The following is a 12802-nucleotide window of genomic DNA, read 5'->3' on the forward strand; positions in this document are numbered from 1 at the left end:
TATTAGGGCTAGTCCTTTGTTTTATTGGATTTAAAAGGCCATAAATTTTTTATTGTTCAAGGAAAATATGAAAACTAAGCATCGACCTTTGTTGTTAATGATTCTCGATGGCTGGGGTTACCGAGAAGACCCTGAGTTTAATGCTATTGCACATGCAAATACACCCAATTGGGACCACATCTGGAATACTTACCCACATTCTTTGATCCGCGCCTCTGAGGCAGCGGTTGGGCTTCCGAACGATCAGATGGGGAACTCAGAAGTTGGTCACCTAAATCTTGGTGCCGGCCGAGTCGTTTACCAGGAAATTCTGAGAATAGCACGGTCGATAGAAACGGGAGAATTTTACGAAAATCGCACACTAACCCAGCCAGTTGATCTGGCCGTTCAGACCGGAAAAGCTGTTCACATTATTGGCCTATTGTCTGATGGCGGAGTGCACAGTCACGTTGAACATATTCACGCAATGGTAAAACTTGCCCTCAACAGAGGTGCAAAAAAAGTTTATCTACACGCATTTTTTGATGGGCGGGATACTGCCCCTAAATCTGCTGAAAAACACATCATAGAAATGGAGTCAAAATTCAAAGAGTTTGGCGGAGGCGAGTTCGCTTCCGTAGTCGGTCGTTACTATTCTATGGATAGAGACAATCGTTGGAAACGCGTCAAGAAGGCCTATGATGTTATCGCACATGGAGAAGCAAAATATTCAGCGACAACGGCGCTGGAAGCGCTTCAAAATGGCTACGATCGGGAAGAGACTGACGAATTCGTCAGAGCAACAGCAATCATGGGCACTCGTGATAAACCGGTTACGATAAACGATGGTGACGTGGTTTTCTTTATGAATTTCCGTTCCGATCGTGCGCGCCAATTAACACGCGCTTTCATCGAAAACGAATTTGACTGTTTCGATCGTGGTACAGCTCCCAAATTGGGCGCTTTTATAACATTGACCGAATATAACAGTGATTTTGATGTGCCTGTGGCTTATCCGCCGGAGAGACTTCAAAATGTTTTTGGTGAATATATCTCTCAGCTTGGTCTTCGCCAGCTACGAATTGCGGAAACAGAAAAGTATGCCCATGTGACGTTTTTTCTAAATGGTGGAAGAGACGAGCCTTTTGCGGGTGAAGATCGAATATTAGTCCCTTCACCAGACGTTGCGACCTATGACCTCCAACCAGAGATGAGTGCGCCCACGGTAACACAAAAGCTTATCGATGCAGTTACTGAAGATAAATACGATGTCATCATTTGCAATTTCGCTAATCCGGATATGGTCGGACACACGGGCAACTTCGAAGCGACAATAAAAGCAATAGAAGCGCTTGATATCTGTATTGGTAAGGTGGTTGACAAGGTCACCTCTGTTGGCGGAGAGATTCTCATTACCGCGGACCATGGTAACGCAGAGTTCATGCGTAACAAGCAAACCGGCCAGCCGCATACCGCACATACTACGAATCCAGTGCCATTTATTTATATTGGTCGTAATGCAGCGCTTGATGAAATCGGTGCATTGTCCGACGTGACCCCGACGATGCTGTATTTAATGGATATTGAAAAACCGAGAGAAATGGGCGGCCATAGTATGGTTAAACTGATCTAGTGGATTTTGCACAGGGATGTTTTCGCATTCCTTTTTGCACGCTGGTGCTTATAGCAACCAGTTTGTTTCTTTCTCGTCCTCTTTACTCAGCCGAATCACAATCAGAAAAGCTACACGCCGAAATAGAGCTGATTAAGGCAAATCTTTCCAGCACCCAACGTAATATCACGCAGGTTGAGCACCAACTGGAAACGCTGGACCAGGAAATCGCTAGCTCCACCAGGCAACTGGTATCTATCCGCCAAGATATATCCCAGGAAAGAAATGACTTAAGCGAAATTCGACGTCAGCTTAGCGAAGTCATGGATGAAAAAAGACGGCAAACTGACACCCTGGCTCAGCAAATTCGTACCCGCTACATGTTGGGTAGAGAGCCTTTGTTGAAAATGGCCTTGGGCCAGAACAATCCGGCGAAGATTGGGAGGCTGGTGACATATTACGATTATCTAAATCAAGCGTATGTTGGCGAAATAGAACATCTCGCCCGACGAAAAGACGCGCTATCGAGACTGAACACACAACTGGAACAACGTACAAAAAATCTTGAAACCCTATTGACGCGTCACCAATCAAGATTACGGGACTTTGAAAATCAAAAACAACGCCGTACGTTAGCAGTGGATAAGTTGCGAATAGAAGAGAGTGACTCCACTCAGCGTTTGGCCAAGATGTTGGCAGATTTTCGGCAGTTGGAACGTTTGACTGAGAAAATGGGTCATATTACTGACTTATCCGACTCTAAAGCCTCGTCTGGCATAGCATTCGCAAAGTTTAAGGGCTCACTGCCATGGCCTGTTGAAGGTAAATTGCTGGCGCAATTTGGTGGCTCGCGAGTGAGTAACGGTCAACTTTCGTGGCGAGGTATTTTGATTGACGCCGAGGAAGGTGATGTCGTTAAAAGCGTTGCGCCAGGTACTGTCGTATTCTCGGACTGGTTGCGAGGTTATGGATATATGCTAATTGTTGATCATGGCGCGGGTTATTTGAGCCTCTACGGTCACAATCAGGCCCTTATGAAACTGGTAGGGGACAAGGTTAAGCAGGGCGACAAAATTGCGCTGGTTGGACAAACGGGAACCACACGCAAACCCTCGCTTTATTTTGAAATACGTTTTAAGGGTGAGCCGGTTAACCCCCAGCGCTGGATTGCATCAGCCCGCTAAATTATGTGTGGTTCAGTGTTAAAAACGGTGTAATATTGTGCGATTTCAATAACTAACATATGGGTGCTTTCGCAGTTGCCTATTTGCTCAGCCGGTAGTGAGGCCGGGGAGAATAAGATGAAGCAGATGACCAAGACACTAACACTAGTAACAACAGGCCTGATACTCGGGATTGGAATCTCTATTGGACATGGAGTATTTGCTGAACGAGAGGATATCCCAGAGCGCGCGCCAATTCCCGTCGAGGAGTTACGTACATTTACTGAAGTCTTTGCAAAGATCAAAAGTGATTATGTCGAACCGGTTGATGACAAAACGCTGCTCGAAAATGCAATACGGGGCATGCTTAGCGGACTTGATCCACACTCCACCTATCTTGATCCAGAAGGTTACAAAGAATTGCAAGTTGGTACCACCGGACAATTTGGTGGCCTCGGAATAGAAGTCGGTATGGAGGATGGTTTTGTAAAAGTCATCTCGCCAATCGACGAAACGCCAGCGGAACGCGCCGGTGTTAAATCTGGTGACTTAATTGTACGCCTGGATGACACCCCGGTTAAAGGGTTAACGCTAAACGAAGCGGTCAAGATTATGCGTGGCAAGCCAGGCTCTGCCATCTTGCTTACCATAGTTCGTGAAGGTGAGGAAAAGCCGCTAAAGATTACAATTGTCAGAGACATTGTACGTGTGCGTAGTGTCAAGAGCCGTATTCTAGAACCTGGCTTTGGTTATATTCGCATTACCAATTTCCAGTCTAAGACGGGTGAAAACCTGATCGAGGAAATAGAGGATATGCAGAAGAAGACTGATAACAAGTTAAAAGGCCTGATTCTGGATCTGCGTAATAATCCGGGTGGGGTCTTAAGTGCAGCTGTTGATGTTTCTGATGCGTTCCTGACGGGAGGTTTGATTGTCTATACCGAGGGAAGGGACAAAGATTCACGACTAAAATTTAATGCCACGCCAAACGATATTTTGAACGGCCGTCCGCTCATCGTAATGGTAAATGGTGGCTCTGCATCGGCATCCGAAATCGTAGCAGGTGCGCTTCAGGATCATAAACGCGCCATCATTTTGGGCGAAAAAACCTTCGGTAAAGGTTCTGTGCAAACGATATTGCCAATGAACACCAATGCCGCCTTGAAACTGACGACTGCTCGCTACTACACGCCTTCCGGGCGTTCCATACAGGCAGAAGGGATTGAGCCGCACATCAAATTGCAAACCGTTAGAGTTTCCACCGTAGATAATCAATTTGAAAGGATTAAAGAAGCGGATCTTGCTGGTCACCTGGAAAATGAGGAAGACCGTAAAGCCAAGCAAGAGAAAAAGGCCAAAGACGGTGAAGGTGAAGAAAATCTTGCTCAAAGCGACTATCAATTGTATGAAGCGTTGAATACCTTACGTGCACTCAGCATAATGGAGTCTGGAGCCAGAAATTAAATCGGGTCGCTGATTTGTACATCAGTCGATATTTCAAAGATCAGGGTTTATATGGGCAGAAACCTATCAAAGTGGTTATCGCTTCGATAGGTTTTTGTTTTGCACTCTTGTGGCTCGGTTTTCCATTATCTGCGTTAGCTTCAGGTTTGAATACCGGGCAGATTGCGCGTCCGGTAGTCGCTATAGTCATAGATGATATAGGCGACAACCTCGAAAACGGTGAGCGGGCCATCTTGCTTCCTTATGCGCTTACTTACTCTTTCTTACCCCACACGCAATATTCTTTAGCGCTAGCACGTTTGGCCGAAAAAAAGCGCAAGGAAATTATGCTGCATTTGCCCATGGAACCGATGGGTGATGAAGCAATGGGGCCGGGGGGCTTGCAGCTGGAAATGGAGCGCGAAGTTTTTGTTCGAACCTTGCATGATGATATGCAGTCCTTGCCCCATTTTGTGGGAATCAATAACCACATGGGTAGCCGCCTTACCCGTTTCTCGGTGCCGATGCGCTGGTTAATGGAAGAACTGAGTCGAGTTGAAGATGTCTATTTTGTCGACAGTTTTACCACTACCGATAGTGTTGCGTACGAAACTGCTCGCGAATATTCCATTCCGACGCTGACTCGGGACGTCTTTCTTGATCACAATAGAAATTTTTCTGACATGCCGATGCAATTTGCACGTTTGCTGGCAATCGCTAGGAAACACGGTACTGCATTGGCTATTGCGCATCCCCATAACGACACATTGGAATTTCTGGATAGAATGCTGGCTGAGTTGCCACACCAGGGCTTTCAACTGGTACCGGTCAGTCAATTAATTGAATTTCGAAAAAGGAGGAATACAACATGGCGAGCGTCCTTGTCCCTCTTGCCGAAGGATTTGAAGAATTAGAAGCTATTAGTATTACGGATCTATTGACCCGTGCCCAGGTTGATGTCGTGACTGCTGGTTTGAAAGACGGGCCAGTTCGGGCAAGTCGCAATATTTGCGTTGTTCCGGAAACGACGATTGATCAGATTGGGGATAGACTGTTCGATATGGTGGTGTTACCCGGTGGCCAACCGGGGAGTAACAATCTCGCAGCAGACAAGCGAATACTCGATATTTTGAGAAGACATTACGATGCGGGTAAGTTTATCGCAGCTATTTGTGCAGCGCCTAAGGTATTGGCTAGTGCTGGCCTGTTGGATGGCAAAACAGCGACCAGTTATCCGGGTTCACTAGAAGGGATCAATATCGAGAACTTTAACTATAGCCATGACCCCATAGTTAGCGACGGCAATGTGATAACATCTCGAGGTCCAGGTACGGCAATGGATTTCGCACTCCATCTGGTGGAGCTTTTGATGGGCGAACAAACCCGTCATAACGTGGAATCTCATCTACAACGACCCGTGTAGCCGGGAACATCACCGCGTTAATCCGGTCTATATACCACGGTCGCGAGCTTGTTTGTATTCGGCGCAGATTTCGCTTACTCAAGCACATTTCAGAGTCAGTTTAGGGCTGAAAGCAAGTTGCTTTAATAGTTGTTTATCAGGGAACAAGGCATGACAGTTTCTGCAATTTTTAAATCTCACCTGGAATTACTAAATCAGAAAATTATTGGACAACAGTATCTTACGGAAAGGATGTTTATAGCACTTCTGGCAGATGGCCACTTGCTGGTAGAAGGTGCGCCGGGTTTGGCAAAAACAACGGCGATTAAAGAATTAAGTCAGGGCCTGGAAGGAGATTTTCATCGCATTCAATTCACGCCTGACCTTTTGCCCGCAGATTTGACGGGAACTGAAATCTATCGTCCACAGGATGGCAGCTTTATTTTTCAAAAGGGTCCACTGTTTCACAATCTGTTACTTGCTGACGAAATAAACCGAGCACCGGCAAAAGTTCAATCGGCTCTGCTCGAGGCCATGGGTGAGCGACAAATTACTGTCGGTGGTGAAACTTATCCCTTGCCACAACTCTTTTTGGTAATGGCTACCCAAAACCCGATTGAGCAGGAGGGAACCTACCCTTTACCGGAAGCTCAACTTGATCGTTTCCTCATGCACATCAATATCGGTTTTCCCGATAAAGAGTCAGAAAAATCTATCTTGCGATTAGTTCGACAGCAATCGATGAATTTAATTACCAATGAACCGAAAGTTGAAAATAACCGCATTTCACAGGAAATTTTGTTTAAGGCGCGTCAGGAAGTTCTTGAGATCCACATGGCTGAAAACCTGGAGGAGTATTTGGTGCAACTGGTTATGGCCTCAAGGGAAGCAAAGCGTTGGAGTGATGATCTCCATCGATGGATTCGTTTTGGCGTTAGCCCCCGTGCGACCATCGCGCTTGATCGTTGCGCGCGTGCGCATGCCTGGTTGAATGGACGAGATTTTGTTTCCCCCGACGATATTCAAACCATTGCGCCTGATGTCATGCGTCATCGGATTTTATTGACATATGAAGCGGAGGCAGAGGGTATCGATGCCGATAGAGTGGTACGCGAAATTCTGAACCGCGTACCAGTGCCTTGATTCGGGTTTGTAAATGTTACGTGGTAACGGAATCTGGGCGGAAGTCGATGAATTAATTGCTCTAAAGGCTTTTGCGGGTCAAATTTTCAAACGAGCAGAAAAAAAATCTTCCTCACCTCTTGCTGGTGGTTATGCCTCACCTTTTCGCGGCAGAGGTATCGATTTTAGTGAGGTCAGAGAATACCAGCCTGGTGACGATATTCGTTCGATAGACTGGCGTGTAACTGCCCGTACCGGAACGCCCCACACTAAATTGTATATCGAAGAAAGAGAACGCCCGGTTTTCTTTATTCTGGATTTTAAGCCATCCATGTTTTTCGGTACGCGACAAGCATTCAAATCGGTAGTGATGTGTTACCTGAGTGCATTGTTGGCATGGGCGGCTACTGGGCATGGAGATCGTGTTGGTGGCCTTCTCTACGGAAGTGATGATCTGGTCTTTCTCAAACCGCTATCAGGAAAGCGAGGTCTTCTCCGATTTATCAATATGATTTCTTTGTGGAGCAAAAAAATTCCCGATAGCTATCCAAACATAGCTTTTAACGACGAGGCGGTGATTCGGCGAGCAAAATCCCTCATTAGACCTGGTAGCCTCGTCTATATATTGAGCGATTTTCGAACTATTAGTGAAGACTTTGAACGTCAATTAAATTCACTCGCGCGCCATTGTGATGTTGTAGCGATAAATATTGCCGATCATCTTGAACGAAATCCGCCGGCGCACAATCAGCTACGCATATCGGATGGAAAACAGTCTGCCACAATTGACACCTCAACAAAGGCTTCAGTATTTAAGCTGCGTTCCCAGCACGAATCTCGCCTCAAAAGGTTCGAATCTTTATGTTCGCGACACGGAATACATTCACTTGTCTGTTACACCGATGATGAATGGGCGGAAGTACTGAGGCAAGGTCTGGCTGTTCGCCACCATAATTCTAAGAGTGCTATACGATGAACGATCTGGCATCTGTTTTAGCCAAAATGCGTGATATTCATCCCCCAGAACAAGTTTCCTGGTGGCCACCGGCGCTGGGATGGTGGTTGCTGGTTTTAATTCTGTTATTTACCTGGATTTCTTGGAAACTGTGGAAACGTCGGGCTAGCTCTGTATTGCGCACAATAGCAAAAAAAGAATTTGAACGTCTATTACGTGACTTTGAAATAGACAGAAATAAGAATTCACTATTGCAGGAAATTTCCATTTTTCTGAGGCGTACGGCGCTTGCGGCGAATTCCGCAACAAACGCTTCCTTAACTGGTATTTCCTGGTTGCAGTGCCTGGATGAATTGTCGAAATATAAAATGTTTGAAAATGGTGCTGGACGAATTATTTCCGAATTACCCTATCAAGCTAACCAAGATTTTGAAGCACAGAGCCTTTTGAAAGAGCTTCGAGTGTGGGTGAATAAACTGAAATGATAGAGTTCGAATGGCCATACTTCTTTTTTCTTCTTCCACTGCCAGTGTTGACGTGGTTGATTTCCCGCAAGACCAAGACTAAAGAGGTTTCTGCGCTGAAAACCCCTTTTTATCAAGAATGGTTAACAGCGCAAGATGTGAACGTAAGGATAAAAAAATCACGGCCATGGAAGTTTTTCGTTGCCTTACTCGCATGGTGTCTTCTTATCACAGCTACTGCCAGACCATCTTGGATTGGAGAAGCCATCGAAATTCCGATCAGTGGTCGGGATTTAATGATGGCGGTCGATTTGTCTGGCAGTATGGAAGTGCCTGACTTCCGCCTCAATGGAGATCAAGTCGATCGGCTAACAATAGTCAAAGAGGTTGCGGGTAAATTTATTGAAAGAAGAGTGGGCGACAGAATAGGACTGATACTCTTCGGCAAACGCGCCTATGTGCAAACACCTTTAACATTTGATTTAACAACAGTGCAAAATATGTTGAATGAGTCAGTAATTGGTCTGGCTGGAAAGGAAACGGCAATTGGTGATGCGATTGGCCTAGCGGTGAAACGCCTTAGAGAAAGACCTGAACAAAGTCGAGTATTGATCCTGTTAACCGATGGCGCAAACACCGCCGGTGAAGTAGCACCAGAACAGGCGGCCAGTTTAGCAGCTGAAGCTGGCCTAAAGATCTACACAATAGGCGTTGGTGCGGACAAGATGGAGATCAGTTCGTTTTTTGGTTCCCGGACTGTGAATCCCTCATCTGATCTTGATGAGGCGACGCTAACAAAAATTGCCGAACTAACCGGTGGGAAATATTTTCGTGCGCGAGATACGCAAGGTCTGGAGGACGTATACACCCAACTGGATGAACTGGAACCAATGCGATCAGATAGCGAAGTGTTTCGTCCGCGTAAACAAATATTTTTCTGGTTTCTGACGCTAGCATCCATTTTGTACATTGGAATATTTTTATCGAGAGTGATTGCTTTTTTGCGTGTGGACAATTCTCACACAGCAGGACGAAGCAATGTCTGAATTTATGAACAATTTTCAATTTCTTCGCCCATATTGGCTTTTCGCCATCATTCCATTGTTGTTAGCGATAGTGTATTGGAACCGATTTATTACTGTTCAAACCGACTGGCACGATTACGTCGATGCGAAATTTCTCGAACCATTAGGTTTGGGTAAAGCAGAAAAAAAGAGTAGCAGTCGTTTACCAAGACTGTATTCTTTCGTGGCTGGGATTCTCTGTATTTTCGCTTTGGCTGGGCCAGTGTGGCAGAAACTTCCACAACCGATCTTCAAAATTGAGCAAGCGAGAGTCTTTGTCCTTGATTTGTCTGAATCCATGCTGGCGGCTGATGTAGCGCCAAATCGTCTCGCCCGGGCAAAACTGAAACTTTTAGATTTGTTAAATTTGAGTAAAGAAGGTCAATCTGCCCTGGTGGTTTTTGCTCAGTCTCCCTATGTGGTTTCTCCATTGACAGATGATGCACAAACTATTGCAGCCATGGTACCTCCGCTCTCAACCGATATTGTTCCTGTACAGGGCGACGATGTCGATGCGGCTATAGAACAGGCGCGTGACCTTCTTGTACAAGCGAATTTGAGTCGTGGCGAAATCATTCTTATTGGTGATAGTGTTGTTAAGGACGATACAAATTTACGTCGATTGCAGGACGATGGATTTAAGCTCAATGTTCTGGCTGTTGGAACAGAAAAAGGAGCGCCAATTGAGGCGACAAACGGGGGGTTTCTAAAAAATTCTCAAGGCGCAATATTGATGCCTCGTCTCGACACTCAGTCGATGAAATCTATGGCTGATTTGAGTGGCGGTCGATACAGTGAAATTTCTATTGACGACAGCGATCTGAAAATTTTAATGACAGAGCCAGGTGCTACTGATATGCGATTCTCAGAATCTCAGGATGAAAGAGTGAGCGATCAATGGAGGGAAGAAGGGCCATGGTTGCTCGCATTAGTAGTAATTATTGTTGCGCTTAGTATGCGTAGGGCTTGGCTATTTAGCATTGTGCTGGTTGCTACTATTGCGCCCTACGATCCGCTGTATGCAGCCGACTTTGATATGTTATGGAAAAACGATGATCAACGCGGCAAACAATTGTTTGATGAAAAGAAGTACCGCGATGCAGCACAAACTTTCGGAGATACGCGTTGGCAGGCAACGTCGCTGTATCGAGATAATAAATTCGCTGAGGCTCTGGAACGCTTCTCTAAAGAAGGTGATGTAGAAGATATATACAATCGAGCCAATACATTGGCCAAATTGCAGAAAATTGAAGAGGCTATCAAAACCTACGACGAGGTATTGAAACGTAGCCCACAACACGAAGACGCCCAGCATAACCGAGACTTGCTGCAATCCTTTCTCGATCAACAAGAAAACAAGCAACAAAATGGTCAGGGAGATGAGCAACAAAATAACGAACAACAAAACCAGGACGAAAAGCAAGGCGCTGATGGACAACAGGGTAACGAAAACGATCAACAAGAAAACAATGCTGATCAATCGTCTGATAAGAGTAAAGGTCAACAATCTCAGCAACAACAGCAAGCCAGGGAAAAAGGAAAAGAACCATCCGATAATGAGTCGCAACAAACCGCTCAATCTGGGCAAGATAAAAAAGAGGAAGCGGAACAGGAGACACAGTCGCAAGTAGCAAAACAGGATGATGAGAATAAGCAGGAAATGGCAGAAGAGAAGCAAGCTGTGGCGGCTACGGACTCCAAGGAGGCTTATACCGAAGAGTCTCAAGCGATGGAGCAATGGTTGAGACGCATTCCTGATGATCCCGGTGGCTTACTAAGACAAAAATTTATCATTCAGCATCGTATGCGAGATGCACAGAGGAGATCAGAATAATGAGACGTTCACTGATTATAGGCCTCATCTTCAATCTAATTTTCATACCTGTGTCACTGGCCGCACCGAAAGCGATGCTGGATAGAACGCAAATCACAGAAGGTGAAACGGTACAGTTAGTCATCGAAGGAGATGAAGGAGAACCGGATTTGTCGCCTCTAGAGGCATTGTTTGATGTCTTAGGTACCTCTACCTCAAGCCAGGTAAACATCATCAATGGTCGAATGACTTCGAATAAACGCTGGATTGTTAGTCTTAGCCCTAAGCAAACGGGTACGCTTGTGATTCCCTCCATTACAATGGGAGGGCAAAAGACTGCACGCTTGCAACTGGTGGTTGACGCAGCAGGAACGAGAGCTTCCACCCAAAACGGGAATCCCGTGTTTGTCGAAGTGAACGCAGATCCGAAACAAGCCTATGTGCAATCTCAAGTGATTTATACAGTAAAGCTATACCACGCAGCAGATATACGAGATGGGGGTCTGTCTCAGCCAACGATTGATAACGTAGTAACCGAACGTCTTGGTGAAGACAAAAACTACCAAAGCCAGGTCGGGGGCCAACTTTACCAGGTTACCGAACGTCGCTACGCTTTATTTCCCCAGGCGAGTGGCGATATGACGATTCCCCCGATGGTGTTTAGTGGGCAAATTGTCGATATGCGATCGATGATGAACAACCGAGGATTAGATCCTTTTAATCGTTTTTTTAATCAGCCTACGTTTCGCCCGATTCGTCTACGTAGCAAATCGATCACGATACAAGTTAAACCTAAGCCTGCAGAAGCAGGAAATGGAGCCTGGCTTCCTTCCAGAAAACTGGACTTGACGGAAACGTGGTCAGAAAAACTGGATCAACTCAAGCCAGGGGAGCCGGTGACCAGAACGATACGTATAGAGGCTGTCGGTTTGACTGGCGCACAACTTCCAGAAATAAACATAGTTGAACACCCTGCATATAAACAGTACCCAGACCAGGCGCGTGTTGAAAATCTCGACGGTGGTGATTCCTTGATTGGATTGCGAGAACAAAAAATCGCCATTGTGCCAAATCAAGATGGTTTGATAACGCTTCCTGAAATCAAACTGGAGTGGTGGAATACACAGAAGAATAAAAAGGAAGTAGCGCTAATCCCCGCCCGTCAACTCAAGGTTCAAGCTCCTCAGGTAAAACCTTCGGGCGCCGACAATAGCAAGTCAGGTGGAGAACTACCGGCAATTCAACCTCGACTGTCAGCTGCAAAACAACAAACACTTCCTATTGCCGGCGGCGTTAGTGAAATTTGGGTATGGGTCAGTTTGATTAACCTAATAGGTTGGTTGACCACTGCCTGGTTATGGTGGCGTTCACGTGCGATTGGTATTCCTTCGACAGTTACCAGCAATAATGGAAAGATAGTCGACGCGACAAACCCGGCGCAAAAAAAGGCAGCGATTAAGGTCGCCTGTTTGGAAAACAGTCCCGCCAAAACGCGTAACGCACTCATTGCATGGTCTCAGGCAAATTGGCCCGAAGTGGCCCCATCTAACCTACACCAGATCAAGTCCTGTCTGGAGTCTGATAGAGCCAAAGCGCTGTTGGATGAATTGGACCAGGTGTTGTACGCACGAGGCGAACAGCGCTGGGATGGGCACCGCTTTTGGGATGAAATAGCGCCGAGTCTGAAAATGCCGATGTCTGAATATCGTGAAAATTTACCCAAACTGCCACAGCTTTATCCTGTATGAGACTAAGTACCAACCCGTAACGCTTTTTTAGCTGTCC

11 protein-coding genes are annotated in these 12802 nt (G+C 46.0%); all 11 read left to right on the forward strand.

The features are described 5' to 3' along the window. The first annotated feature begins 67 nt into the window (after window positions 1–67). The gene (gpmI, locus tag OEZ43_02960) at window positions 68–1612 is read left to right on the forward strand and encodes a 2,3-bisphosphoglycerate-independent phosphoglycerate mutase (protein MDH5544524.1); all 1545 of its coding nucleotides are present in this window, start codon (window positions 68–70) and stop codon (window positions 1610–1612) included. Then, the gene (locus OEZ43_02965) at window positions 1612–2775 is read left to right on the forward strand and encodes a peptidoglycan DD-metalloendopeptidase family protein (GenBank protein ID MDH5544525.1); all 1164 of its coding nucleotides are present in this window, start codon (window positions 1612–1614) and stop codon (window positions 2773–2775) included. Before gpmI ends, OEZ43_02965 begins: the two co-directional genes overlap by 1 nt. Before the next feature lie 117 nt (window positions 2776–2892). Continuing rightward, window positions 2893–4218: a S41 family peptidase gene (locus tag OEZ43_02970; protein ID MDH5544526.1), complete on the forward strand. Its 1326-nt coding sequence runs from the start codon at window positions 2893–2895 to the stop codon at window positions 4216–4218. Between the two features lie 14 nt (window positions 4219–4232). After that, a complete protein-coding gene (locus OEZ43_02975) occupies window positions 4233–5111 on the forward strand; it encodes a divergent polysaccharide deacetylase family protein (protein ID MDH5544527.1) in 879 nt (292 codons plus the stop codon). Then, entirely contained in the window at window positions 5066–5620 is a 555-nt protein-coding gene (locus OEZ43_02980) for a DJ-1/PfpI family protein (protein ID MDH5544528.1), read from the forward strand. Before OEZ43_02975 ends, OEZ43_02980 begins: the two co-directional genes overlap by 46 nt. Window positions 5621–5770: 150 nt before the next feature. Then, window positions 5771–6742: a MoxR family ATPase gene (locus OEZ43_02985; protein MDH5544529.1), complete on the forward strand. Its 972-nt coding sequence runs from the start codon at window positions 5771–5773 to the stop codon at window positions 6740–6742. A 13-nt stretch (window positions 6743–6755) separates the two neighbouring features. After that, the gene (locus OEZ43_02990; protein MDH5544530.1) at window positions 6756–7697 is read left to right on the forward strand and encodes a DUF58 domain-containing protein; all 942 of its coding nucleotides are present in this window, start codon (window positions 6756–6758) and stop codon (window positions 7695–7697) included. Next, the gene (locus OEZ43_02995; protein ID MDH5544531.1) at window positions 7694–8161 is read left to right on the forward strand and encodes a DUF4381 domain-containing protein; all 468 of its coding nucleotides are present in this window, start codon (window positions 7694–7696) and stop codon (window positions 8159–8161) included. The genes OEZ43_02990 and OEZ43_02995 overlap by 4 nt, the downstream gene beginning before the upstream one ends. Continuing rightward, window positions 8158–9186 carry a VWA domain-containing protein gene (locus OEZ43_03000; GenBank protein ID MDH5544532.1) on the forward strand — a complete coding sequence of 343 codons (1029 nt, stop codon included), beginning with the start codon at window positions 8158–8160 and terminating at the stop codon, window positions 9184–9186. Before OEZ43_02995 ends, OEZ43_03000 begins: the two co-directional genes overlap by 4 nt. Next, complete coding sequence (locus OEZ43_03005) at window positions 9179–11038, forward strand: VWA domain-containing protein (protein MDH5544533.1); 1860 nt, start codon at window positions 9179–9181, stop codon at window positions 11036–11038. Before OEZ43_03000 ends, OEZ43_03005 begins: the two co-directional genes overlap by 8 nt. Then, on the forward strand, window positions 11038–12765 hold the full coding sequence (locus OEZ43_03010; GenBank protein MDH5544534.1) for a BatD family protein: 1728 nt from the start codon (window positions 11038–11040) through the stop codon (window positions 12763–12765). Before OEZ43_03005 ends, OEZ43_03010 begins: the two co-directional genes overlap by 1 nt. The last annotated feature ends 37 nt before the right edge of the window (window positions 12766–12802 follow it).

The organism is Gammaproteobacteria bacterium, from assembly GCA_029881255.1.
Taxonomy (GTDB): domain Bacteria; phylum Pseudomonadota; class Gammaproteobacteria; order S012-40; family S012-40; genus JAOUMY01.

Excerpts from the sequence above, each read along its gene's own strand:
- OEZ43_02980 (MDH5544528.1), top strand. The coding sequence starts at position 5,066 with ATGGCGAGCGTCCTTGTCCCTCTTGCCGAAGGATTTGAAGAATTAGAA.
- OEZ43_02970 (MDH5544526.1), top strand. The coding sequence starts at position 2,893 with ATGAAGCAGATGACCAAGACACTAACACTAGTAACAACAGGCCTGATA.
- OEZ43_03010 (MDH5544534.1), top strand. The coding sequence starts at position 11,038 with ATGAGACGTTCACTGATTATAGGCCTCATCTTCAATCTAATTTTCATA.
- gpmI (MDH5544524.1), top strand. The coding sequence starts at position 68 with ATGAAAACTAAGCATCGACCTTTGTTGTTAATGATTCTCGATGGCTGG.
- OEZ43_03000 (MDH5544532.1), top strand. The coding sequence starts at position 8,158 with ATGATAGAGTTCGAATGGCCATACTTCTTTTTTCTTCTTCCACTGCCA.
- OEZ43_02985 (MDH5544529.1), top strand. The coding sequence starts at position 5,771 with ATGACAGTTTCTGCAATTTTTAAATCTCACCTGGAATTACTAAATCAG.
- OEZ43_02990 (MDH5544530.1), top strand. The coding sequence starts at position 6,756 with ATGTTACGTGGTAACGGAATCTGGGCGGAAGTCGATGAATTAATTGCT.
- OEZ43_03005 (MDH5544533.1), top strand. The coding sequence starts at position 9,179 with ATGTCTGAATTTATGAACAATTTTCAATTTCTTCGCCCATATTGGCTT.
- OEZ43_02995 (MDH5544531.1), top strand. The coding sequence starts at position 7,694 with ATGAACGATCTGGCATCTGTTTTAGCCAAAATGCGTGATATTCATCCC.